25 protein-coding genes and 1 pseudogene are annotated in these 22218 nt (G+C 72.9%); 8 read left to right on the top strand and 18 right to left on the bottom strand.

Annotated features, from left to right (window positions below; translation table 11 throughout):
• Positions 1-385 precede the first annotated feature (385 nt).
• Positions 386-829, top strand: a complete 444-nt coding sequence (locus HNR25_RS22180; protein ID WP_184638349.1) for a DUF3237 family protein — start codon at positions 386-388, stop codon at positions 827-829.
• Positions 830-866: 37 nt separating this feature from the next.
• On the opposite strand, the gene HNR25_RS22175 is transcribed toward HNR25_RS22180, so the two are convergent.
• From HNR25_RS22175 to HNR25_RS22150, 6 genes are all read right to left on the bottom strand, one after another.
• The gene (locus tag HNR25_RS22175; RefSeq protein ID WP_184638347.1) at positions 867-1643 is read right to left on the bottom strand and encodes a hypothetical protein; all 777 of its coding nucleotides are present in this window, start codon (positions 1641-1643) and stop codon (positions 867-869) included.
• On the bottom strand, positions 1640-2587 hold the full coding sequence (locus HNR25_RS22170) for an ABC transporter ATP-binding protein (protein ID WP_184638345.1): 948 nt from the start codon (positions 2585-2587) through the stop codon (positions 1640-1642). Before HNR25_RS22170 ends, HNR25_RS22175 begins: the two co-directional genes overlap by 4 nt.
• Before the next feature lie 92 nt (positions 2588-2679).
• Entirely contained in the window at positions 2680-2856 is a 177-nt protein-coding gene (locus tag HNR25_RS22165) for a hypothetical protein (RefSeq protein WP_184638343.1), read from the bottom strand.
• A 72-nt stretch (positions 2857-2928) separates the two neighbouring features.
• Positions 2929-3687, bottom strand: a complete 759-nt coding sequence (locus HNR25_RS22160; protein ID WP_184638341.1) for a dienelactone hydrolase family protein — start codon at positions 3685-3687, stop codon at positions 2929-2931.
• A gap of 214 nt (positions 3688-3901) precedes the next feature.
• Positions 3902-5101: an MFS transporter gene (locus HNR25_RS22155; RefSeq protein ID WP_184638339.1), complete on the bottom strand. Its 1200-nt coding sequence runs from the start codon at positions 5099-5101 to the stop codon at positions 3902-3904.
• Between the two features lie 170 nt (positions 5102-5271).
• Positions 5272-5655, bottom strand: coding sequence for an aminoglycoside phosphotransferase/kinase family protein (locus HNR25_RS22150; protein ID WP_312862688.1), 384 nt, complete (start codon positions 5653-5655; stop codon positions 5272-5274).
• Between the two features lie 383 nt (positions 5656-6038).
• On the opposite strand from HNR25_RS22150, the gene HNR25_RS22145 reads away from it, so the two are divergent.
• From HNR25_RS22145 to HNR25_RS22135, 3 genes are all read left to right on the top strand, one after another.
• Complete coding sequence (locus HNR25_RS22145) at positions 6039-6740, top strand: TetR/AcrR family transcriptional regulator (protein WP_184638335.1); 702 nt, start codon at positions 6039-6041, stop codon at positions 6738-6740.
• A gap of 189 nt (positions 6741-6929) precedes the next feature.
• Positions 6930-7460 carry a hypothetical protein gene (locus HNR25_RS22140; protein ID WP_184638333.1) on the top strand — a complete coding sequence of 177 codons (531 nt, stop codon included), beginning with the start codon at positions 6930-6932 and terminating at the stop codon, positions 7458-7460.
• Between the two features lie 141 nt (positions 7461-7601).
• Positions 7602-8312 carry a hypothetical protein gene (locus HNR25_RS22135; protein ID WP_184638331.1) on the top strand — a complete coding sequence of 237 codons (711 nt, stop codon included), beginning with the start codon at positions 7602-7604 and terminating at the stop codon, positions 8310-8312.
• A gap of 102 nt (positions 8313-8414) precedes the next feature.
• Here the strand turns inward: HNR25_RS22135 and HNR25_RS26225 are convergent, their stop codons facing one another.
• The 4 genes and pseudogenes from HNR25_RS26225 to HNR25_RS22120 form a co-directional block, all read right to left on the bottom strand.
• Positions 8415-8588 carry a Beta-galactosidase C-terminal domain gene (locus HNR25_RS26225; protein WP_312862742.1) on the bottom strand — a complete coding sequence of 58 codons (174 nt, stop codon included), beginning with the start codon at positions 8586-8588 and terminating at the stop codon, positions 8415-8417.
• 105 nt (positions 8589-8693) lie between these two features.
• Positions 8694-9133: pseudogene (locus HNR25_RS26220) on the bottom strand (beta-galactosidase trimerization domain-containing protein); the annotation flags it as partial.
• The gene (locus HNR25_RS26215; RefSeq protein ID WP_246463813.1) at positions 9064-9429 is read right to left on the bottom strand and encodes a hypothetical protein; all 366 of its coding nucleotides are present in this window, start codon (positions 9427-9429) and stop codon (positions 9064-9066) included. The gene HNR25_RS26215 and the pseudogene HNR25_RS26220, both read right to left, overlap by 70 nt.
• 207 nt (positions 9430-9636) lie before the next feature.
• Complete coding sequence (locus tag HNR25_RS22120) at positions 9637-10692, bottom strand: RNA-guided endonuclease InsQ/TnpB family protein (protein WP_312862686.1); 1056 nt, start codon at positions 10690-10692, stop codon at positions 9637-9639.
• A 446-nt stretch (positions 10693-11138) separates the two neighbouring features.
• Between HNR25_RS22120 and HNR25_RS22115 the strand changes: the two genes are divergently transcribed.
• Positions 11139-12224 carry a 4-oxalomesaconate tautomerase gene (locus HNR25_RS22115; protein WP_312862685.1) on the top strand — a complete coding sequence of 362 codons (1086 nt, stop codon included), beginning with the start codon at positions 11139-11141 and terminating at the stop codon, positions 12222-12224.
• A gap of 48 nt (positions 12225-12272) precedes the next feature.
• Here the strand turns inward: HNR25_RS22115 and HNR25_RS27170 are convergent, their stop codons facing one another.
• Positions 12273-12374 carry a hypothetical protein gene (locus tag HNR25_RS27170; protein WP_376767530.1) on the bottom strand — a complete coding sequence of 34 codons (102 nt, stop codon included), beginning with the start codon at positions 12372-12374 and terminating at the stop codon, positions 12273-12275.
• Positions 12375-12524: 150 nt separating this feature from the next.
• Positions 12525-13520: an AraC family transcriptional regulator gene (locus HNR25_RS22110; RefSeq protein ID WP_184638329.1), complete on the bottom strand. Its 996-nt coding sequence runs from the start codon at positions 13518-13520 to the stop codon at positions 12525-12527.
• Between the two features lie 171 nt (positions 13521-13691).
• Between HNR25_RS22110 and HNR25_RS22105 the strand changes: the two genes are divergently transcribed.
• A complete protein-coding gene (locus HNR25_RS22105) occupies positions 13692-14555 on the top strand; it encodes a Rossmann-fold NAD(P)-binding domain-containing protein (RefSeq protein WP_221457776.1) in 864 nt (287 codons plus the stop codon).
• Between the two features lie 102 nt (positions 14556-14657).
• On the opposite strand, the gene HNR25_RS22100 is transcribed toward HNR25_RS22105, so the two are convergent.
• Genes HNR25_RS22100 through HNR25_RS22080 form a run of 5 tightly spaced genes read right to left on the bottom strand, consistent with a single transcriptional unit; the run spans position 14658 to position 19158 of the window.
• Positions 14658-15407, bottom strand: a complete 750-nt coding sequence (locus HNR25_RS22100; protein WP_184638326.1) for a LytR/AlgR family response regulator transcription factor — start codon at positions 15405-15407, stop codon at positions 14658-14660.
• A 4-nt stretch (positions 15408-15411) separates the two neighbouring features.
• Positions 15412-16701 carry a GAF domain-containing sensor histidine kinase gene (locus HNR25_RS22095; protein ID WP_184638324.1) on the bottom strand — a complete coding sequence of 430 codons (1290 nt, stop codon included), beginning with the start codon at positions 16699-16701 and terminating at the stop codon, positions 15412-15414.
• Positions 16698-18383, bottom strand: coding sequence for a solute symporter family protein (locus tag HNR25_RS22090; RefSeq protein ID WP_184639699.1), 1686 nt, complete (start codon positions 18381-18383; stop codon positions 16698-16700). Before HNR25_RS22090 ends, HNR25_RS22095 begins: the two co-directional genes overlap by 4 nt.
• Entirely contained in the window at positions 18383-18739 is a 357-nt protein-coding gene (locus HNR25_RS22085) for a hypothetical protein (RefSeq protein ID WP_312862684.1), read from the bottom strand. Before HNR25_RS22085 ends, HNR25_RS22090 begins: the two co-directional genes overlap by 1 nt.
• A gap of 2 nt (positions 18740-18741) precedes the next feature.
• Positions 18742-19158 carry a hypothetical protein gene (locus HNR25_RS22080; RefSeq protein WP_184638322.1) on the bottom strand — a complete coding sequence of 139 codons (417 nt, stop codon included), beginning with the start codon at positions 19156-19158 and terminating at the stop codon, positions 18742-18744.
• Positions 19159-19425: 267 nt separating this feature from the next.
• On the opposite strand from HNR25_RS22080, the gene HNR25_RS22075 reads away from it, so the two are divergent.
• Together HNR25_RS22075 and HNR25_RS22070 are read left to right on the top strand one after the other, a co-directional pair.
• Complete coding sequence (locus HNR25_RS22075) at positions 19426-19761, top strand: DUF4212 domain-containing protein (protein WP_312862683.1); 336 nt, start codon at positions 19426-19428, stop codon at positions 19759-19761.
• A complete protein-coding gene (locus HNR25_RS22070; RefSeq protein ID WP_184638320.1) occupies positions 19758-21425 on the top strand; it encodes a sodium:solute symporter family protein in 1668 nt (555 codons plus the stop codon). The genes HNR25_RS22075 and HNR25_RS22070 overlap by 4 nt, the downstream gene beginning before the upstream one ends.
• Positions 21426-21616: 191 nt before the next feature.
• On the opposite strand, the gene HNR25_RS22065 is transcribed toward HNR25_RS22070, so the two are convergent.
• Positions 21617-22153: a MarR family winged helix-turn-helix transcriptional regulator gene (locus HNR25_RS22065; protein ID WP_184638318.1), complete on the bottom strand. Its 537-nt coding sequence runs from the start codon at positions 22151-22153 to the stop codon at positions 21617-21619.
• Positions 22154-22218 lie beyond the last annotated feature (65 nt).

Raw genomic sequence — 22218 nt, 5'->3', positions numbered from 1 at the left:
TCGGGCGATCGTCGCGTCCTGGACGATGTTCTGGCTGGGCAGTGCGCCGGCGCTGGTCGCGTTCGGCTCTACCGGCGAGTTCGCCCGCACGCCGGAATCTGCGGTGGCGGCGGTGGTGTGGGTGGCGTCGGCCCGGCCGGCGGCCGACCGGTAGCGCCGCCGAGCGGACGGGCGCGCCTGCGCGCCGCAAGCGGCGCGGTCTCGTCCCCGGTCCTCGTACGGCGCCGCGGGGTGCGCCGGGTGGAGTCCCGGCCATGCGTGCCGGGGCGGTGGTCACACGGCTGCCGACGGCTGAACGTCCGGATTCCGGGACCGCCAGTATGCGTGGTGCCCGCCGCCCCCGCCGCTCGCCGGCGGCCCGCGGCCCCGACCAGGACGGAGCCCCATGCCGCTCACGCTGGAGTACGCCTTCACCGTCACCGTCGAACTCGGCGAACCGCGGGAAGTCGGTACGACCTACGCGGGGTTCCGCCGCGTCATCCCGATCGCCGGAGGCACCGTCGACGGCCCGGCCCTCACCGGCGAGGTCCTGCCCGGCGGCGCCGACTGGAACCTCGTCCGCCCGGACGGTGCCGTGCACGTCTGGGCGCGCTATGAGATCCGCTCCGCCGACGGCGCCGTGATCACCGTCGTCAACGAGGGCCTCGCCGACCCCGCCGGCCCGCCCGGCGGTGGCGCCGCCCGGGCATGCCCCACGCACCCGGTCTTCGAGGTCCCCGAAGGGGGACCGACATGGCTCAACACCGCCTTCTTCGCCGGCCGCCTGAGCCTTCCGACGGAGCCGGGAGACCCGGTCGCCGTCGACGTCCACCGGATCCTCGCCCAGTGAGCGCGCCCGGCCGCGGCCGGGCCCAGCGGTCCCGGGCTCACAGTTCCAGCCGCCGCAGCCGCACGTAGCCCAAGACGGCTGCGGCACCCGCCCACGCCGCCAGAACGGCCCCGCCCACGGCAGGGTCCAGGGGTGCCTCCACCGACGCGGCGGCCGGCTGGCCGGAGCCGGCCGCGAACATCCGCATACCGGCCTGGTCCGGCAGGTACTTCGCGAACCAGGCCGTGGCCTCGATCGTCGTGAGCAGCTGGGACACGATGAAGTACACCGGCGCCAGCACGGCCAGGGACGCGACCGGGCTGCGGAGCAGGCCCGCCACGCCGATGCTGAACACCGCCGTCAGCACCAGATAGGCCACGGCGCCCGCCAGCGCCGCAACGGCACCGGGTTCGCCGATACCGGCCCCGTGCGCAGCCAGACCCCACTGCGTCGCCAGATAGCCCAGCAGCACCGCCGGCACCGCGGCGACGAGCGCCGCCCCGGCACCCGCCAGCAGCTTCGCGGTGTAGTAGGCGCCCCGGCGCGGCACTGCCGTCAGTGCCTGGCGGATCATCCCCGAACCGTGCTCGTGGGTGACAATGACGACGCCGAAGACGATGAGAGCGAATTGGCTGTACCCGGTGACCGCCACCCCGGCGGAGACCGGGTCGAAGTCCCGGACCATCGCGGCTCCGTCGTCCATGGCCCGGCGCACCGACCACCCGCTCACTGCGCCCAGCCCTGCGCTCACCGCCGGCATGACGGCGAGTGCGCCGGCAGCGGAGCGCAGCGTGCGGATCTTGGTGACTTCGGATTCGAGGATGCCGCGGTTCACTGTCGGCCCTTCGGGTCGTCGGCGGTCGTGGACGGTTCGGTGCCGGAGGCGGCCTCGGCGGCCGGGCTGCCGACGAGGCCGAGGTAGGCCTCCTCCAGCGATCCCGACTCCCGACTCAGCCCCTCCAGCACGATGCGGTGCTCGCCCGCCAGCGCTCCGATCGCGGCGGCCGACGCTCCCGAGACGGCGAGCCCGCCGTCGGACCGAGTGTGCACCGGGTAGCCGGCGTCCCCGAGGACGGCGGCCAGCCGGTCGCGCTCACCGCTGGCCACCCGCACGCTCGGCCGGGCGTAGCGCCTGATCACCTCCTCGGTGGGCAGGTCCGCCAGGAGACGGCCGGAGCCGATCACGACGAGGTGATCGGCGGTCTCGGCCACCTCCGTCATGTGGTGGCTGGAAACCAGCACCGCCGTGCCGCGGGCCGCCTGTTCGCGCAGGAAAGCGCGCATCCAGACGATGCCCTCGGCGTCCAGGCCGTTGATCGGCTCGTCCAGCAGCAGGACCTTCGGCTCCCCCAGCAGAGCGGCGGCCAGGCCCAGGCGCTGGCGCATCCCCAGGGAGAACGTCGCGATCCGGGCGCGGGCCTGGTCCGCCAACCCGACCTGGTCCAGCACAGCGCCGACCCGCCCGGGCCGGATCCGGTTGCTCTGGGCCAGCCAGCGCAGATGCTGGCGGGCGGTTCGGCCGCGGTGGAGGGAGTCGGCTTCCAGCAGGGTGCCGACGGTGCGCAGCGGATCGGCCAGGCTCGGATAGGGGCGGCCGTCGACCAGCGCGTTTCCCCGGTCCGGGCGCACGAGTCCGAGCAGCATCTTGACGGTCGTGGTCTTGCCCGCTCCGTTGGGGCCCAGCAGCCCGGTCACCCTGCCCGCAGGCGCCGAGAAGCCGACGCCGTCGACGGCGGTCGCGGCTCCATAGCGTTTCGTGAGGTCGTCCACCTGGATCATGCCGCCAGACTGGCAGCGGACCGCGGCCGCGTCGTCACCCTGCGGGGGGAGGCCCGCAGTCCCCCCGCAGGCGGATGCCCGCCACCTCGGGGTCAGGTCCCGGGCCGGACCAGTCCCGCTTCGTAGGCGGCGATCACCGGCTGAGCGCGGCCGCGGGAACAGGTCTCGGCCGGCAGCCGGCTGATGCGGGGCTTGACGGTGGCCGCACCCACACGCGGCTCAGGGGTACTCTCCTCGTTGGAGCGCCCCCGAGCGACCAGCTCCAGCACCGGAGGATCGGGGTGCTCCGGCGGGGTCGCCGCCGGTTGCCGCGCCGCGGTGCGGCAACCGGCCCCGAGCCCTCAGAGGGTGCGGCCCAGCAGGTCCAGCAGCGCCCGCCAGTGGCGCTCGGTGGCCTCGGGGTCGTGGCTAGCGGTGTCGGCCTGCGTGAATCCGTGGCGCGCGCCCGTGTAGACCTCGGCGGTGGCGGTCACACCCGCAGCGGTCAGGGCCTGATCCAGGCGCCGCATCTGCGCTGGCGGCATGCCGGGGTCCTCGTCGGCGTGGCCGAAGTACAGCTCGGCGCTGATGCGGTCGGCGCGCAGGTGCGGGCTGTCCGGGGCGTCGGAGGCCAGCTCGGCGCCGTGGAATCCGGCCATGGCGGCCACCCGGTCGGGGTAGGTTCCGGCGGTGCGCAGCGCCAGAGCGGCGCCCATGCAGTAACCGAGGACGCCGACCGGCCCGTCGGCGGTCCGGGGCAGGCCGCTCAGGTAGCGCAGATAGGCGTCGGCGTCGCGCATCGCCTGGTCGGGTGTCAGCGACTGCATGATCGGCCCGAGCTTTTGGAAGATCTCCGGGCGCTGTCCCGGGTCGATGAACTCCGGCAGCTCCACCACCGGCGAGCGGCCGTGGCGGTAGAACACGTTGGGCACCAGCACCGTGTAGCCGGCCCCGGCCAGGCGCCGGGCCATCCGCTCCAGCTGCGGGCGCAGGCCGAAAGCGTCCATGTACAGCAGGACGCCGGGGTGGGCGCCGCCGCCGTCGCCGGGGTGGGCGAGGTAGGCGTCGGCGGTGCCGTCCTCGGTGGTGACGTCGACGGCGGTGCCGTTCACGGTGGCCATGTGCGCTCCCTTTGCAGGCGCGGCGACGGGTGTGCGGGCGGGGCCGGAGGAGGCGCCGAGCACACGGCGCCCCGGCGGACCGTGCCCGGCCCCGGACCGGCGGGGAGCCGCCGGAACCGGTCAGCAGCCTACTCCCGCGGCCGCCGGAGAGCGGCACGGCTGGGAGGGGCGCGCCGCGGGCCCGCTCCCCCGGACCGCCGTACGGTTTCTCCGGTCACCGGCGGCGGGCGGCGGAGGTCCGGACGGCCGCGGTCGCCGCCAGGAGGACGGCGCTGACGAACCAGAGCGCACCGGCGGCACCCGCGGTTCCGGCGACGAGCGCGGCGGCGCCGGGGATGGCGACTTGGCCCAGGCGGTTGCCCCACAGCCGCAGGGACAGTGCGGTGCCGCGCGTGTCGACCGGGACCGCGCGCACGATCATGGTCATGGTCAGCGGCTGCCCGATCCCCAGCAGGAATCCGCCCAGCACCAGCGCGGTCGCCATGGCGGCCGTTCCCGACACCGGCAGAGCCACGGCGCTGAGCGCCGCGGCCGAGCCCAGGGTGCTGGCCATGATGAGGATGTGGCGCCGCCAGCGCTGCACGAGGCGCTCCACGATCAGGCGCGAGAGGATCGAGGACGCCGCCCGGGCGGCCAGCAGGGCGCCGACGGCGGCGGGGGTGATGCCGCGCTGGTCGGCGACGAGCGGGAGGTAGGCGATCAGCAGGTCCACCGCCGACAGCAGCGCGAGGCTGGTGAACAGCCCGGCGGGCACGCCGGGGCGGCGCAGCAGGTCCGGCAGCGGCAGGGCCGCCGCCCCGCGCTCGGCACGGGGCTGGGTCGCCGACCACACGCCGAGGACGGCCGGCAGGCCCAGCGCCGCGGTCAGTGCCGCCACGAGCAGTGCCTGCTGTGTCTGCGGGCCCAGGCCCTGGCCGGAGGAGGCGTCGGCGAGCAGGAGGCTGGACAGCAGCGGCCCGACGAGCTGCCCGAGGGCGGCTGAAGCGGTGAGCAGCCCGAAGTTGCGGTCCAGTGCGTCTTCGCCCGAGCGCTGGGCGATCATGCGCTGCGCGGCGACCATGAAGGTGAGATGGCCCAGCCCCAGGACGGCGCTGCCGGCGGCGACGGTGGTCAGCCGCTGCGATAGGGCCAGTAGCAGTGGCGCGAGCGCCATCAGCACGATTCCCGCGGCGACGATCCAGGCTGTGCGCCGCAGCCGGTCGCTGAGCCGGCCCAGCGGGACTGCTACGAACAGCGGCAGCAGGGCGAAAGCCGCCGTGATCAGCCCGACGTGCAGGGCATCGGCGCCCAGCGCGACGGAGCGGTAGGAGATGAGGGGCCGGCAGAGGTTGAGCGTGGTCTGGGTGGCGACCACGGTGACCAGCAGCCACCACAGCCAGCCGCGGGGCCGGGCGGAGCGGGGTGCAGTGCTCACGTACGGCCCCGGCGCGGTGGTGCGGCGGCCATGCGTTTCCTCCTGAACAGGGACGGCACCTGAGGTCCGGTCATCCTAGGGGCCGAGCGCACCGGGTCTCGCGGCCGCCCCGGTACGAGCGCCCGCGGCAGGCGCCTGGGGGCGGGCGGCGCCGCGCCGCGTCCGCGTGCTCACCCGGCGGCGAAGGCGCGCAGCAGCGCGGCCCGGTGGGTTTCCAGGTAGGCGATGTCGGATTCGTAGAGGTCGATGTGGCCGTCGGCGATGTGGGCGCGGAACGCCGGGCTGCCCTGCCGGGCCCGCTCGCGGATGTGGGCCGCGAGCCGACGCAGCCGCTCGGCCGCCGTGTCGAGCAGCTCCGCGTCGGCGGGGCGGCCGTAGGCGCGGCAGAAGAGGGCGGCGCGGCGGCCCTGGCCCTGGGGACCGCCGACGCCGTCGGGGTTGGCGGGCGCGTGCAGCGGGGCGAACCGGTAGACGGCGTAGGCGAGGTCCCACAGGCGCGGCCCCGGGTGGGCGGTGTCGACGTCGATGAACCCGACCGCGCGGCCGTCGTGCACCACGCAGTTGTAGGGGGCGGTGTCGCCGTGGCCGGTGCACCGCTCCTTTGGCGCAGCCCGCCTCGTCGGTGCCGGCACGGCTGGTCAGCGCGCTCGGCCCGTCCCGAAGCAGGTTCCGCTCCGCAGTGCCGAACAGCTGCTGGCGTGCGTCGCGGATCGCCGTCCCGGTCGGCATCGTTCGTCCTCATTCCGTCGTCCCACCGGTTGCCTCGTGCCGGGTCGCTCGGCGCGCGGGGTTCACCCTCGAATGCACGAAGCGCCGCGAGCATCGCCCTACCGACGGTCGGCACGACATGCACGTTCCTGACCGCCTCGATACCGACGGGCTCCCGGTCGCCCCCCGACCCCGATCAGAGATACCAACCCACTGATAGCATTGATTCGTGAGTGAGCGGGACGAAGCGCGGCGGCGGATCATCGATGCGGCCGCGGAGCTGCTGCAGTCGCAGGGACGCGATTCGGTGACCACGCGTGCCGTAAGCGCCGCCGCCGGGGTGCAGCCGCCGGCGATCTACCGGCTCTTCACCGACATGGGCGGACTGCTGGACGCCGTGGCCTCCGACGGGTTCGACACCTACCTGGCGCGCAAGCACGACCAGGCACTGACCGAGGATCCGGTCGAGGACCTGCGCACCGGTTGGGACCTGCACGTGGAGTTCGGTCTGGAGTACCCGGCCCACTACCTGCTGATGTACGGGCAGCCGGTGCCCGGACAGCGGCCGGCGGCCGCCGAGCGGGCCACGCAGCGGCTGCGGATGCTCGTGGAACGCGTCGCCGACGCCGGCAGGCTCGCGGTCAGCGTCGGTACCGGGGCGGAGGCCGTCCACGCCGCCGGTGTCGGTGCCACCCTCAGCCTCATCGGCACGCCCGCCCAGGAGCGCATCCCCGACCTGTCCCGGCGGCTGCGCGAGGCGACGATCGGCTCCATCACCGGCACCGAGCCTTCCGGGGCCGGTGAGCGCGCCCAGCGCGCGGCCGGGCTGAAGGCGGTGCTGGGCGACACCGACGGCGTGTTCAGCCACGGCGAGCGCGCTCTCCTCGGCGAGTTCCTCGACCGCCTCGCCGACGCCCCGGCGCGTGATTGACGCCGGCGAGCGAAGCGGCCCAACGCCTCCCGACCGGGGACGCCCAGCCTGCCGGAAACGACGGTTTCGCCGTGGCTTGTACTGATCTAGGCGGCAGGCAGCCGAACGGGTAGGGTCGCCGAGCACCCCCCGCGCCTGGCACGGGCACGGTGCGGATTCCGCGCAGTCCCTCTCAAGCGCCGAGGAACGATGCTGTTCAGCTCCACCGCCCGGCAGGCGGCCGCGTCGTCGTGGCCGCTGCTTGTGCTGCTGCTGGTGCTGGTTCCCGTCGCAGCCGTGCACGGGATCGGCGGCGCGCTGACCCACGGGCATCCCGACACCGCGCTGGAGGGCTCCGCGGCGGCCGCCCACGCCGACGGCGGCGGTGCCGCCCACGGGGTCCACTCGCTCACCGTGGCGCCTCGGCACGACGCCCGCGGCGGTTCCGCCGCGGGCGCATCCCCCACCGGCCATGCCGACCACGTCCACGCCGACGGCGACGACTGCTCCGCCGCCCGGATCGCCGATTCCGAACCGCACTCCCACGCCGACTGCGTGAGCGTGGCGCCCTCGGCCGGCGTGCTCTGGCTGGTGTGCTGGCCCGCCTTCCTCGCCGCCGGGCCGCGCGCCCTGGCGCCGGCCCCGCCGCGCGCGATCGTGGTGCGGGGACGCCGCCGGCGGCGCACGCGCCTGCGATGTACCCGGCTACGTTTGGCCGAACTCTCGGTGCTGCGGATCTAGATGCCCTCCGCCGCTCGGCGCCCGTCCCTTGCGGACCGGCGCCGCGTCGGCATGGCACCACCGGCGCGGCTGCTCCGCCGCGCCCCGATCCCTCGGGCCCGCCGGCCCGACACAGCACCACGAACCGGGAGTTTGCGCACAATGAATCAGTCTCGTCGCGCCCGGCAGCGGCGCGCCGGCCACGCTGCCCGCTACACCGCCGCGGCGGCCTCCATCGCCGCCGCCCAAGTCCACGTCGTCATGGCACCCGTGCACGCCGGAGAGTGGCCCGCTTCGGGCGTCTTCTTCGTCGCGCTCGGCGTTCTTCAAGCACTGTGGGGTGTCGCGGTCCTGCGCTGGAGCGATCCGCTGCTGCTCGGTGCCGGAGCCGCCCTCAACGCGAGCTCCCTCGTGCTGTGGGGCTACAGCCGCGTCTACGGCATGCCCTTCGGCCCGCACGCGGGAACGCCCGAAGCGGTGGGCACCACCGACCTGGTGGCCGCCGCTCTGGAGGGAGTGCTGATCCTCGCGGTCGCCGCGGCGCTGCTGTGGCGCACCGCCAGGCCGGAGCCGGGTGCGGTGGCGATGGGCGTCGCCGCAGCGGCGGTACTGGCTGCCACCTTCGCCACGGCGGCAGCGGTCGCCGAGTCCGACAACCACGGCCACGCAGGCTCCGGCGGCCACGGGGAATCGGGTGGATCGGGCGACGGCCACTCGGGCCACGACCACGGCGGTGGCGATTCCGGCAGCCGGGAGGCCGATCCCTCGGCCGGCTCCTCGGCCGGTGGCGGCCCCTCCGCCGAGCAGTCGCCGCAGTCCCCCGGCGACGGGCAGGCTCCCGCCGGCCACGAGGACCACGACCACGCCCACTGAGTCCGGCCCGCCGCAGCACGCGGCCGCGCCGCCCGGCCCGTGTCCGCCGGGCGGCGCGGCCGCCGGTATCCGTGCGCCCTGCCCAGGAGGCGGCGCCGCGGCTCAGCCCGCCGCGTGGCGCAGGACCGCGGTGCCGTGCGGGGGCAGCAGGCGGGCGCCGCCGTCCTCAGCGTCAGCGGGGTCCAGGAGTTCGCCGCCCAGCGCGGCGATGTCCACCGCTTCGGCGGTGCGGTTGACGACGAACCGGTACCGCGTGCCGTCGCCGCCGGCGCGCACCGCCAGCTCCACGCGCCCGGCCAGCTCGGCCGGCAGCTCGCCGGTGACGCCGGCCGCAGCCAGCAGCCGGTTCAGGATCCCCGGCAGCCCGTGGGCGCCCAGTCGGGTGGACACGTAGGCCGCCGAGCCGGCACCCGCGGGCCGGCGCGTGATCGCCGGCCGCCCGGCGCGCGGCCCGTCGGCGTAGGAGGCCAGTACCTCTGCCCGGGGGTCGGTGACGGTGAGGTCGTCGCTCCACAGCGTGCCGACGGAGACGTCGTCCAGACGCACCCGCTCCTCGGGCAGCAGCGGCGCGAACTCCTCGATGCGGATGCCCATCAGCTCGCGCAGCGGGCCGGGGTAGCCCCCAGCCACGCGTGGTCGTTCTCGTCGACGACCCCGGAGAAGTAGGTGGCGACCAGGTGCCCGCCGCCCTCGGCGAAGCGCGCGAGTTCCGCGGCTCGCTCCTCCGTCACCATGTGCAGGATCGGCGCTACTACCATCCGGTAGCCCTCCGGCGGGGTGCCGAGCGGCACCACGTCGGCGCGCACGCCGCACGAGAGCAGCGCCGAATACCAGTCCAGTAGGTGAGGGTTTCGGCGATGTTGGCGAACAGGGCGAAGTCGCCGCTGAACCACAGCCCGAAGGAGTCGAACAGGTCCTGCTGGGTTTTGGTGGCGTTGATCGCCAGCCAGGCCAGCGGGACCAGCGAGTAGACCCGAACGAGCCCGGTCAGCAGCGTGAGCAGGACGCTGCGGCGCGGGGCGGTGCCGGTGCGGGCGGGGCGGCGGGGTGTGCGCAGGCGCACCGCCGCGGAGGGTGCGGCGGGGGCGCCGGTGCGGGGAGGGGTCGGGGGGCTCATCGCTCACACTGCCTTTCGCATGCCGCGCAGCTGGACGGCATAGGCGATGACCATCTTGACTTCCTCCCCCGCCTGAAGGAGGGAGAGCCCGACCGTCCCCGACGGGGGACGGCCCCGCTCAGGCGGACTGCCTCACGGCAGCGGTTTCCTGCTTCGTCGCCGACCGCGGACGGGCGGACCCGTGCCGTCTCACATCGGCTCCCTCCCCTACTGTGCGAGCTCCGCAAGCCCCGCATATTCGCCTCCCCTACTGTGCGAGCTCCGCAAGCTCCGCATATTCGCACAGCGGGGGCCCAGCGGGGCCCAGGCCTCGCCCGGGGGTCTCTCCCGGGCTGCGACTCGACCAGCCGCACGGATGTTCTTCGCCGCGTTGAGGTCCCGGTCGTGTCGGGTGCGGCAGGCGGGGCACGTCCACCGGCGCGTGCCCAAGGACAGCGTGTCCAGCACGTGCCCGCAGTGCGAGCACGTCTTGCTGCCGGGATACCACCGGTCGACCACGATCAGGGTGCGCCCGTAGTGGCGGGCTTTGTACTCCAGCTGGCGGCGGAACTCGCCCAACCCGGCGTCCAGTACCGACCGGTTGAGCCCGGCCTTCTGGCGCACCCGCTTTCCGGGGGCCTCGACGGTGCCGGCCGCGGAGGCGGTCATGCCGCGCACGTTCAGGTCCTCGATCGCGATCACGTCGTGTTCGCGCACCAGCCGTGTGGTGGTTCTGTGCAGGGAGTCGGTGCGGGCGTGGCGGACTTTGCGGTGGGCGGCGGCGGCCTTCTTCTTCGCTGTGTTCCGGTTGGCCGAGCCCGGGGTCGTGCGGGCCATGCGCCGCCGGTAGCGCTTGAGGTTGCGGGCTTTGCGCTCCAGGTGGCGGGGGTTGGCGATCCTCTCACCGGTGGAGAGAGTGGCGAGGTCCGTCACCCCGAGGTCGATGCCGACCTCGGAACCGGCCTCGGGGGCGGGTTGCGGGTCCTCGGCCTCCACGGCGAAGGCCACGTACCAGCGCCCGTCCGGCTCGCGGGAGACGACCACCGCCGTCGGGTCGAGCGCGGCCGGATCGGTCTCGTCGAAGGACCGCACGAACGCCAGCGGCGCCTGCTGCTTGGCCAGGAACAGCCGGCCGTCGCGCATGCGGAACGCGCTGCGGGTGTCGTGCGCCGGCTGCTTGCCGTTCCTGCTCTTGAACCGGGGGTAGGCGGCGCGTCCGGCGAAGAAGTTCGCAAACGCGGTGTGCTGGTGGCGCAGCACCTGCTGCAGCGGCGCCGAGGACACCTCGGACAGGAACCCCGGCTCCGCGGTCTTCTTCCAGGCGGTCAGCGCCGCTTCGGTTGCTTCCGGGCCCCATGGAGCCGGAGAGGGGTGCGAGACCTCTGGCAGGAATCTGAGACGAATGTGAGAACCGTCGGTCGGGGAGGAACGCCGGCGGCCGGCGCGGACGCGCCGCTCCCCCGGTGTGCGCGGGGATCACGCACCGGCGTCCGCGCGTCGGCGGGGTGCGGCGCCGTCGGCGCCGCATCGCCCCCGCGCGCCGTGCTCTCACCTGATTCACACTCCGCCGGGCCTACTCGGAACCACATCCACTCCATTTCCGGATACGAAATTGTTGACAATATTGTGTGCTCTGGGCATGCTGAAGCCGCCGCACACGCGCGCGAGGAGGAACCGATGCCGCAAGCGCACCGCTCTGCCGCACCCGATCGCGGCGAAGGGAGCCGACCGTGACCACAGCCGCGACCGCCGGCGCCGGAACACGCTGCATGCTGATGCGCGGCGGCACGTCCAAAGGCGCCTTCTTCCTCGCCGAAGACCTGCCGCGCGACCCGGCCGAACGCGACGACCTGCTGCTGCGGATCATGGGCACGCCCGACCCGCACCAGATCGACGGAATCGGCGGCGCCCAGTCGGTCACCAGCAAAGTCGCGATCGTCGCACCGGCCGCCGCCGAAGCCGACCACGACATCGACTACCTGTTCCTGCAGCTCGGTGTGGACGATCCGACCGTCTCCGATCGGCAGACCTGCGGAAACCTCCTCGCCGGAGTCGGCCAGTTCGCCGTCGAGCGCGGCCTGGTCCCGGCCGGTCCCCAGCGCACGTCGGTGCGCATCCACCTGGTCAACACCGGCGGCGCCGCCGTCTCGACCTTCGCCACCCCCGGAGGCCGCGTCGACTACTCCGGCACGACGGCCGTATCCGGTGTGCCCGGCAGCGCGGCGCCGGTCTCCCTCGACTTCGCCGGCACCGAGGGGGCGGTGTGCGGCAGCCTCCTGCCCACCGGCCGGATCCGCGACGAGATCGGCGGAATCCCCGTCACGTGCATCGACAACGGAATGCCGGTCGTGGTCGTGCGCGCGACCGATCTGGGAGCCGCCGGCTACGAGACCGCGGCCGACCTGGCCGCCGACACCGCGCTGGCCGAGCGCGTGGACGCGCTGCGCACACGCGCAGGAGCGCTGATGGGCCTGGGCGACGTCACCGCAAGCTCGGTGCCCAAGACCACCCTGGTGGCCGCGCCGCGCGACGGCGGCGCGATCTGCACCCGGACGTTCATCCCCGTGCGTGTCCACCCCTCGATCGGGGTGCTGGGCGGTGTCACCGCGGTGACCGCGCTGATGCTCGACGGTGCGGTGGGCGCCGAGCTGTTCGCCGCCCCCGCCTCGGGTGCGCCCGTGGAGATCGAGCACCCCTCCGGCACACTCGCCGTCGACGTCGAGCTCGGCGGGTCCGCCGCCGCACCGAAGGTGGGCCGGTCGGCCGTCATCCGCACCGCCCGCAAACTGTTCGACGGAACCGTCTTCCCGCGCTGACCCCGCCTGCGGAGGCCGGTCCCGCCCACGCCGGGCCGGGTCCGCTCGTCAGCCCATCCGGGGAAACCAGATGCGCATCGTGGAGGGTCCGCGGCGGGCCCAGCGGCGGTAGGGCACGAGCGCGACCCTGCGGAGCTCACCCGGCCGCATCACCGGTTCGTCCGGCGAACAGGGCCGGCCGTCGCCGCGCCACGGCACGGTGCACGCGGAAGCGACGGGCGCAAATTTGCAGGGAAAGCGATTTCCGTCAAGGGGTGCAATCGATCTTCCCAGCGCACGAAGCCGCGGCCGGCTGCCGCTTCAGCCGCTCGGCCACGCCCCGGAGCGCGCCGCGCCGTGCAGCGGAGGGCCGGCGGCGCGGCCGTGGGTACGGTACTGCTGCGGGCTCATGCCGTACGCCCGCTTGAACGCCGCACTCAGCGCGAATCCGCTGCCGTAGCCGACCCGGCGCGCGACGGCGTCGACGGTGGCCTCGGGGGCGTGCAGCAGATCGGCCGCCAGGGCCAGCCGCCAGCTGGTGAGGTAGGCCATGGGCGGCTGCCCGACCAGGTCGGTGAAGCGCCGCGCGAATCCGGCCCGGGAGACCCCGGCCTCGGCCGCCAGCGCCGCCACCGTCCACGCACGAGCGGGCTCCTCGTGCACCGCCCGCAGGGCCGGGCCCACGACGGGGTCGCTCTGGGCCCGGTACCAGCCGGGCACGCTCCCCCCGTCGGCGGCCAGCCACGCGCGCAGCACGCTGACCAGCACCAGGTCCAGCAGCCGGTCCAGCACCGGCTGCTGGCCGAGCTTCTCCCGGCGGATCTCGTCGGCCAGGAGCGCGACCAGCGCGGCGTCGCCCGCCTCGGCCTCCTGCACCAGCACCTCGGGCATGGCGGTCAGCAGCCACCGCCCGACCTCGCTCGGCGCCTGGTAGGTGCCGCTGAGCATGACCGCGGGCGCGTCCCGGTCGCGGTCCTCACCCCACGTGCGCACGCCCAGGGACATGCAGTCGGTGACGTCCGCACCGTCGGCGGTGGTACAGCGCTGGTCCGGGCCGACGGTGATACGGACGGGGGTGGAGGGGTCGTCCGCCAGCGTGTAGGGCCGGGGCCCGCGGACGGCGGCCACATCCCCGGGGCGCAGCCGGATCGGCGCACCCTCGGCCGGGAGGATCCAGGCATCGCCGCGCACCATCGTCACCACCGAGACCGGGGCACGGTCCTGCACGCGCAGCGACCACGGCGGTGTGAACACCGAACGCAGCAGGAACGCCCCGCGCGCCTTGGGGCCCTCCAGCAGAGCGGTGAGCGGATCCACCGTGCGATTCTAAGCGATGCCCCGGTCGGAGGGGAGGAAGGCCGGGAAGGTTGGAAAAGTCGGCAGTCCCGGGAAACAGTGAAGGTCGGCGGCGACGCACTTAGACGCTGGAACATGCGGCCGCGCTTTGCGACTATGGCCCGTCTTTCGGTGCCGGGATTGACTGGTCCCATGACGACACAGGCACAGACGTCTCCTTCTTCCACTGCTTCTCCTTCCCGGCCCGTACTGGTCACCGGCGGCACGGGCAAGACCGGGCGGCGCCTCGCCCAGCGGCTGTCCCGGCACGGCTCGGCGGTGCGCATCGGTTCCCGCTCCGGACAACCGCCCTTCTCCTGGGACGACCCCTCCACCTGGGGCGCCGCCCTGCAAGGCGTGGACTCCGTCTACCTCTCCTACCAACCCGACCTGGGGTTCCCGGGCGCCGACGAAACCGCGGCGCGGTTCGCGCGCAGCGCCGCCGACGCGGGCGCGCGGCGCTTGGTGCTGCTGTCGGGGCGCGGCGAGGAGGGCGCCCTCGCCGCGGAGCGGAAGGTGCGGGAGGCCGTCGCCGGCACCGGCGCGGAGTGGACGATCCTCCGCTGCAGCTGGTTCGACCAGAACTTCGACGAGGGCTTCTTCCTGGACCCGGTGCTGGCCGGGGAGCTGGCGCTGCCCGCCGGCGACGCCGTCGAACCGTTCGTGGACGCCGACGACATCGCCGACGTGGCCGCCGCCGCGCTGACCGGGTCCGGCCATGCCGGGCAGGTCTACGAGCTCACCGGTCCCCGGCTGATGAGCTTCGCGGAAGCGGCCGGGGAGATCTCCGGCGCCGCCGGCCGCACGATCCGCTACGTGCCCGTCACCGATGAGGACTTCCGCGGTTTCCTGCGGGAGAACGGCATCCCGGAGGAGTTCGCGGGCCTGTTCGAGCTGATCCGGGACGGACGCAACGCCCACCTCGCCGACGGGGTGAAGCGGGCGCTGGGGCGCGCGCCGCGCGACTTCGCCGACTTCGCCCGCGACGCCGCCGCCACGGGGGTCTGGAGGGCCTGAGCAGGGGCGATCGCGTACCCGCGGCGCCCGGGACACCCGCGTTCCGAGGCCGCGGGTACGCCGACCGCCGGGCCGCGGGCGCGCCCGTGGCCCGGCGGTCGGCTACATCCCCAGCACGCGGCGCAGTTCGCGGGCCTGGCGGCGGGAGACCTCCACCCGGCTCTTGCGCGGGTCGTCCATCAGCAGCATCAGCGTTCCCCGGAAATCGGGCGCCAGCTCGCGGACATAGTCGAGATTGACCAGGTAGGAGCGGTGCGCGCGGAAGAACTGGGAGCCGTGCAGGCGGCGCTCCAGCTCGTTGAGCGAGAAGTTGACCAGCACGCGCTCGTCGGACAGCTGCAGGTAGGAGTAGCCGCGCGCCGCCCCCGCGTAGATGATCGAGGACTCGTTGAGCAGCACGGTGCGGTCGCCTTTGTGCACCGGGATGCGGTGCGGGGACTCGGTGCCGTCGGAACGGCGCGGCACGGCCTGGACTTCGGCCTCTTCGGGGCGTGTGGCCAGGGCGCGGTCCAGCGCCCGTGCGAGGCGGTCGGCGTCGAAGGGCTTGACCAGATAGTCGGCCGCGTCGAGGTCGAAAGCCTCGACGGCGTAGTCGGGGAAGGCCGTGGTGAAGATGATCCGCGGCGGACTGTCGGCCTCGCGGAGCTTGCGGGCGACGTCCAGACCGGTGCCGCCGGGCATGCGTATGTCCATCAGCACCAGGTCGTAGTCGAGGGAGTCCAGCAGCAGCAGGGCTTCCTCGGAGTTGGACGCTTCGCCGACTACCTGGACGTGATCGAACCTCGACAGAAGGTAACGGAGGTCCGCCCGCGCCGGGGCCTCATCGTCGACGATGAGGCAACGCGCGCGCATAGGCTCATCCAAGGGGTATCTGCAGATCCACGACTGTGCCGCCGTTCTCGGTGGATTGGATGTCCAGACGATAGCGCTCGCCGTACAGCGATGCCAAGCGCCCGGCGATGTTGCTCAGCCCTTGGCCGTCACCGTCGCCGCGCTCGGCGTCGGAAATACGTTTCAGCATGTCGGAGGGGATTCCGACACCGTCGTCGGCCACCCGGACGGAGGTGGTGCGGGTCAGCGGATCCACCCTGGCTTTCAGCGTGACGGTGCCGCCCTCGACCTTGCCCGAGAGCCCGTGCTTGATCGCGTTCTCCACCAGCGGCTGGATGATGAGCACCGGAACGTGCGCGGTGAGCACCTGGGGGTCGATGTCGTAGCGCACCCGGACCCGGTCGCCGTAGCGCGCCTGTTCCAGCGAGACGTAGGTGCGGACGAAGAAGTACTCCTGGCCGAATTCGGCGAAGTGGCCCTCCTGGCGGACCACGTAGCGGAAGAAGTCGGACAGGCGCACCAGCAGCTGCCGCGTCTCCTCGGTGTCGGTGTGCACCTTGGAGGCGATGGTGTTGAGGGTGTTGAACAGGAAGTGCGGGTTGATCTGGGCGCGCAGCGCATCCAGTTTGGCGTCCACGGCCAGCCTCTGGCGGCGGTTGAGCTCGGCCAGCTCCAGGTGCAGCGACAGGATGCCGGCCAGCCCTTCTACCACCCCCTGCGGCGACAGCGCCCCGTCGGTCCGGTAGACCTGCAGGGTTCCCACGGTGCGGTTGCCGTCGGTCAGCGGCACGATGACGGCCGTGCGCAGCAGGCAGTCGCCGTCGGGGCAGCCCAGCTCGCCGCGGCGCCGCACGAGTACGGCCTTGCCGCGGTTGAGCGCGCGGGCCGTCGGCGCGGCCGCCTCGTCGCCGGAGCGGTGGTGGTCGGAACCGGGGCCGGCGAAGGCCAGGACGTGTTCGCGGTCGGTGATGGCCACCGCCGCGCCGTTGAGCAGCGGCTGCAGCAGTTGGGCGGTGCGGTGGGCGCTTTCGGCGGTCAACCCCGAACGCAGCGGCATCGAGCGGCCCACCGCGGCGATCGTGGTGCCGTGGCGCCCCTGCTGGACGCGGGCGGCGGCCGGCTGCGCGAAGCGCTTGCTGCGGGGGCCGCGCAGCGCCGAAGGGTAGCCGACGATCAGCGCGGTGGTCAGGCCGGCGCCGATGAGCACCGTGGTGCCGGCGCCCAGCGGAGGCGCGGTGATCTGCTGGGTGACCAGGTACACCGCGCCCCAGGCGAGCAGGACGACGCCGGCCAGCGGCAGGCTGCCGTTGCTCATCGGCCCTCCCCGGAGCGCCGCCCGATACCGGTGACGGTCAGCCGGGCGATGCGCACGGCCCGGCGGTCGGCCGCCGTGCCGTGCAGACGCACCCAGATGCGGTCCATGTCCGGGGGCGGGCGGGTCAGCAGTGATACCGCCACCGTCGCCGCGGCCGCGCACGGCGCGGAGACCAGGGTGGGGGTCATCAGCACCGACGCGTACGGGGCGTCGCCGAGCAGGACTCCCGCGCCGCACATGCCCACCGCCGTCACGGCGCCCGCGGCCATGCCGGCGGCCGCGCCCGGACCGGTGGTGCGCCGCCACCAGATGGCGAGGATGAACACCGGGGTCAGCGCCGATCCCGCCAACGCGAATGCCCAGGTCACCATGGTCGCCACGATAGACGGGAACTGGCCGGTGAGGGTATCGGGCCGTACGGCCAGCGCCAGTAGCGCCGAGACCGCGGCGACGACGGCCACGGCGGCGCGGCCGGCCCACAGCGCCTGGTTCTGGGTGGCGCGGGGGTTGATGTAGCGCTCGTAGATGTCGTGGCCCCACGATGCGGCCGAGGCCAGCAGCAGGCCCGCTATGGTCGACAGCACCGCCACCAGTGCGCCCACCGCGATCAGCCCCAGGCCCGCGCGGCCGCCGAAGACCTGGCCCAGGACCAGCAGCGCGTACTCGGGCACTCGCAGCACACCGCCGGTGGTCAGGTCGGCCAGCCAGGGCAGCTCGTCGGAGACGTCGCGGATGACGGACCGGGCGGCGGTGCCGAGCAGCACCGCCAGGGTGTAGAACAGCCCGGCCAGGCCCACCACCCACACGGTGGTCATGCGCGCGGCCGTGCCCGTGGGGCTGGTGAAGTAGCGGTTCATGATGTGCGGCAGACCGGCGGTGCCCAGCGCCAGGGAGAAGATGAGCGCGAACTGGCCGAGTTGGCTGTACTGCCCGCCGGGCTCGCCGAAGAAGGCCGGGGACTCGGGGTGCAGCCGGTTGGTGACCTCCTCCAGCTGCCAGGCGCCGCCGGTCTCGGCGGGGTTGGCCAGCGGGCGCGACGACAGTTCGCGCAGCGCCTCGGGGTAGCTGAATCCGGAGCCGATCACGATGATCGCCAGCCACACGAAGATGGCCAGCAGCAGCAGGAACTGCACGGCCTGGGTCCAGGTGGTGCCGCGCATACCGCCGAGCGACACCATCAGCATGATCGCGGCGGTGGAGACGAGCACTCCGGTGGAGTAGGCGGACAGACCGCCCACGCCCTGGCCGACGAACAGTTCCCAGATGATGCCGCTGGCCACCGCCTGGGGCACGAGGTAGGCCAGGATGATCAGCTGCACGATCGCCACCGACGTCAGCCGCACGCTGTTGGATTCCAGCCGCCGGCCCAGGAAGTCGGGGATGGAGAACTCGCCGAATCGGCGCAGCGGTGCGGCGATGAACAGCAGCACCGGGACGAACCCGGCGGCGAAGCCGGTGGCGTACCACATGCCGTCCAGGCCGGAGGCGTAGACGGCCGCCGCCACGCCGAGGAAGGAGGCGGCGGAGAAGTAGTCGCCGCAGATGGCGCAGGCGTTGGTGACCACGCCGACCCGCCGCCCGGCGAGGTAGAACTCGAAGGTGGAGGTCCGCTGCGGTCGGATCAGGAACGCGACCGAGACGACGGCCGCGAGCAGGACGACGAGGAGCAGGATGCTCGTCATCACGGCGGGAGCGTCCCCTCCTCGTCGTGGTGGGCCTCGCGGCCCGGACCGCCGAGCATCCGCTCTTCGACCGCGTTGGACAGGGTGGCGGCCGCCAGGCAGACGACGAAGAAGAACGCGTAGAGCCCGAAGGCCGTCATCGCGAACATGGGGCTCATCCCGCCGCAGAGCCGCCCCTGCGACCACCAGTCCAGCGCCGCGGTCAGCAGCGGAACCCCGACGATGACGCACGTGAACACCGCGACGTGACCGATCGCGACCCGCCGCAGGGTGCGGAACGCGGCGTCGACTTCCGCTGGGGTGTCGTGCTCGTCGGCCGATCCCAGCGAGGGCTCGCTCCCGTGGTCGGGGGCCACCGCTAGCCCGCGGAGTGCATGCGGCGCGCCGCGCTGATCAGGATCGCCACGCCGCCGCCGACGATCACCATGCTGGCGCCGGGCAGCATCGTGCCCCAAGTGTCGGTCGCGGCGCTGTGGTAGGCGATCAGCCCGAGCTGCCAGACCACCAGCGCCCCGCCGGCGGCGGCCGGGATCAGCGCGTGCGCGAGGGCGAGGCGGCGGTAGGGCAGCAGGGCGCCGGCGACGGCGACGACGCCGCAGCACAGCAACCAGAGGCCGGGGCCGTGCATGGCCTGCATGGTGACCAGGGGCGTGTACATCCACGGCGTGAAGGCACCGATGATCAGCATCAGGCCGGCACCGATCATGCGGAGGCTGCCCGCGTGGAGGATACGGCGCGGCGCGACGGGCGCTGCGGAGCCGTTGGAAGCTGACATGGCCGCATCCTAACCGCAGGTGGCCCGGGTGTTGAGGGGGCGGCGGGCGGGCGGGCGGGTGCGTAACGCAAGCGGTCGACCGGGACCCACGAACGAATCCCGATGTGATCTGCGCCATTCATGGCGCCTATACGACCGCTCGAAAGACGGATCGGCCGCTCGGCGGCATCGGGCTTGTGCGCCATGCCACACGTGCGTTGGTGTCGACCCCAGCGGTACGGGGCCCGCCCTCAGTCTGTCCCTACCCGGTAACTAGGAGAAGCGATCGTGGCAGATACGGAAGACAACAGCCCGGAACCACCGGGCGGCAACGGCTGGAGGCGCGAGTACTGGAAGAAGAACCTCCGGCTGATGGTGGTCCTGCTGGCCGTCTGGTTCGCCGTGTCGTTCGGCGCGGGCGTCCTCTTCGTCGAGCAGTTGAACCAGATCGCCATCGCCGGATTCCCGCTGGGATTCTGGTTCGCGCAGCAGGGATCGATCTACGTGTTCCTGCTGCTGATTCTCGTCTACTGCCTGTACATGGACCGCCTTGACAAGGAGTTCGGCGTCTACGAGTACGACGAGCCCACCGGCGGCACTGCCGAGAAGGGGGGCGAGTCATGAGTGACATCCAGATCTGGACGACGATCTTCATCGTCGTGACCTTCGGTATCTACATGACGATCGCCTGGCGCAGCCGCGTCAAGGAGACCGAGGGCTTCTACGTCGCCGGCCACGGCGTCCCCACCATCGCCAACGGCGCTGCGATCGGTGCCGACTGGATGTCGGCGGCGTCGTTCATCTCGATGGCGGGCCTGATCGCCTTCCTGGGATACGACGGCAGCGTCTACCTCATGGGCTGGACCGGCGGCTTCGTGCTGCTCGCCCTGCTGATCGCGCCCTACTTGCGCAAGTGGGGCAAGTACACGGTCCCCGAGTTCGTCGGCGACCGGTACTCCGAGCTGGTGCGCACCATCTCCGCGGTGGCGGCCGTGATCGTCTCCTTCACCTACGTGGTGGGGCAGATGAACGGCGGCGGCATCGTCTTCAGCCGGTTCCTCAACATCGACATCGCCTACGGCGTGATGATCGCCGCGGTGGTCATCTTCGTCTACGCGGTGCTCGGCGGCATGAAGAGCATCACCTACACGCAGGTGGCCCAGTACACGGTGCTGATCATCGCCTACCTGATCCCGGCCGTGGCCGTGGCTCAGACGATGACCGGCCTGCCCATCCCCCAGGTGTCCTTCGGGCAGATCCTCGACGAACTGAACGTGCTGTCGACCGAGCTCGGCATGCAGGTCTTCACCGACCCGTTCACCTCCCGCCCGATGGTCGACATCTTCCTGGTGACCATGGCGCTGATGATCGGTACGGCCGGTCTGCCGCACGTCATCATCCGCTTCTACACCACCAAGACCGTCCGCGGTTCGCGCTACTCGGCGTTCTGGGCGCTGTTCTTCATCGCCCTGCTCTACACCACCGCTCCGGCGGTGGGCGCGTTCACCAAGCTCAACCTGCTCCAAGGGGTGAACGGCACCGCCACCGACAACCTGCCCGCCTGGGTGAACAACTGGGCGCAGACCGGCCTGGTGTCGGTGAACCAGAACGCCGACGTGGTCAACTCGGTCAGCAACGACCCGGCCGCCGGCGCGGACCTGACGGTCAACAACGACATCCTGGTGCTGGCCTCGCCGGAGATCGCCGGCCTGCCGGCGCCCATCATCGGCCTGGTCGCCGCCGGCGGTATGGCCGCTGCGATGTCCACGGCGGCCGGTCTGCTGCTGGTCATCTCCTCCTCGGTGTCCCACGACATCTACTTCCGCTACGTCCGCCAGACCGCGGGCGACCAGGAGCGCCTGCTCGTGGGGCGTATCGCGATGGCGGCGGCCATCCTCGTGGCGGTGATCGCGGGTATCAACCCGCCGGCCTTCGTGGCGCAGGTGGTGGCGTTCGCCTTCGGTATGGCCGCTGCCAGCTTCTTCCCGGCCATCGTGCTGGGGATCTTCTGGAAGCGGTGCAACGCGATCGGGGCCGCGGCCGGCATGATCGTCGGCCTGAGCTTCACCATCGTCTACATGCTCTACACGCTCGAAGTGTTCGGGCTCGCGGCTCACGACTACATCCTCGGCGTCAGCCCCGAGGGCATCGGCGCCGTCGGCGCTCTGGTCAACGCCGTCGTCGCGGTCGTGGTGTCGCTGATGACCCCGCCTCCGGCCCGGCACGTCTCCGAAATGGTGGAGAGCATCCGCTACCCCGCGCCGCGGCGCGTCCCGAGCGGAGACTAACCGCCCCCGGGGCGGCGGCCACACCGTGGGCCTTCCCCCATCCCGGCCCCTCCCGTCACCTCCCAGCGGGAGGGGCCTCCCCGTGCCCGCGAGGGCGGGCCCCAGGCGATCCCGGCGGTGCCGGCGTGTTTCACGCCGGCACCGCCGGGATCGCTGTCATGGCGCCGCCGGGATCGGGGCGCTCGGCGGGCTCATTCGCGCGGATCCGGCCGGGAGGCGTCGCCGCCGCTCGCGCGGCGCCCCTGCTGCAGGTCCTCGGTGGCATGGCGGAGCTGATCGGCCGCCAGGTCGAAGAACTCGGCCAGCACCGCGCGCTGCTCGTCGGTGAATCCGGAGATCAGCCGGTCCATGCGCGTGGCGACGGGGGCGAACAGGGGGGCCGAGGCGCCTCCGAGAGTCTCGGCGGTCGCCTTGCCGATGATGCGGATCACCACGCGCCTCCGGTCGGCGGGGTCCCGGGCGCGTTCGACGAGGCCGGAGCGGACCAGCCTGTCGACCAGTTTGGTGATCGCTCCGGTGGTCAGTCCGGTGTGTTTGGCGAGCTCGCCCGCGGTGGCCGCCCCATCGACGTCCACGAGGTTGAGGACGTACAGGTCGACGGGGTGCAGACCGGCCGCGTCGGCGGTGACCTGACCGTTGAGCAGTGTGGCGGTGATGAACCGCCGCAGGCTCCGGACTTCGTCTTCGGTGAGGCGCTTGTGGCCGGCGCCGGCGGATCCGGTTGACACGTCCCGTCCCCCTCTCCCTATTATCTTCCAATAGGAAGATAGTTCCATTCGGAAGATAACTTCGC

Origin of the sequence: Streptomonospora salina (genome assembly GCF_014204715.1) — a bacterium.
Classification (GTDB): Bacteria; Actinomycetota; Actinomycetes; order Streptosporangiales; family Streptosporangiaceae; genus Streptomonospora; species Streptomonospora salina.
This window is presented reverse-complemented; position numbering and strand designations above follow the sequence as displayed.

Excerpts from the sequence above, each read along its gene's own strand:
- HNR25_RS26215 (WP_246463813.1), bottom strand. The coding sequence starts at position 9,429 with ATGAGCCCCCCGACCCCTCCCCGCACCGGCGCCCCCGCCGCACCCTCC.
- HNR25_RS27170 (WP_376767530.1), bottom strand. The coding sequence starts at position 12,374 with ATGCGGCCGGGTGAGCTCCGCAGGGTCGCGCTCGTGCCCTACCGCCGC.
- HNR25_RS22090 (WP_184639699.1), bottom strand. The coding sequence starts at position 18,383 with ATGACGAGCATCCTGCTCCTCGTCGTCCTGCTCGCGGCCGTCGTCTCG.
- HNR25_RS22170 (WP_184638345.1), bottom strand. The coding sequence starts at position 2,587 with ATGATCCAGGTGGACGACCTCACGAAACGCTATGGAGCCGCGACCGCC.
- HNR25_RS22070 (WP_184638320.1), top strand. The coding sequence starts at position 19,758 with ATGAGTGACATCCAGATCTGGACGACGATCTTCATCGTCGTGACCTTC.
- HNR25_RS22140 (WP_184638333.1), top strand. The coding sequence starts at position 6,930 with ATGCTGTTCAGCTCCACCGCCCGGCAGGCGGCCGCGTCGTCGTGGCCG.
- HNR25_RS22100 (WP_184638326.1), bottom strand. The coding sequence starts at position 15,407 with ATGCGCGCGCGTTGCCTCATCGTCGACGATGAGGCCCCGGCGCGGGCG.
- HNR25_RS22160 (WP_184638341.1), bottom strand. The coding sequence starts at position 3,687 with ATGGCCACCGTGAACGGCACCGCCGTCGACGTCACCACCGAGGACGGC.
- HNR25_RS22180 (WP_184638349.1), top strand. The coding sequence starts at position 386 with ATGCCGCTCACGCTGGAGTACGCCTTCACCGTCACCGTCGAACTCGGC.
- HNR25_RS22080 (WP_184638322.1), bottom strand. The coding sequence starts at position 19,158 with ATGTCAGCTTCCAACGGCTCCGCAGCGCCCGTCGCGCCGCGCCGTATC.
- HNR25_RS22105 (WP_221457776.1), top strand. The coding sequence starts at position 13,692 with ATGACGACACAGGCACAGACGTCTCCTTCTTCCACTGCTTCTCCTTCC.
- HNR25_RS22095 (WP_184638324.1), bottom strand. The coding sequence starts at position 16,701 with ATGAGCAACGGCAGCCTGCCGCTGGCCGGCGTCGTCCTGCTCGCCTGG.
- HNR25_RS22135 (WP_184638331.1), top strand. The coding sequence starts at position 7,602 with ATGAATCAGTCTCGTCGCGCCCGGCAGCGGCGCGCCGGCCACGCTGCC.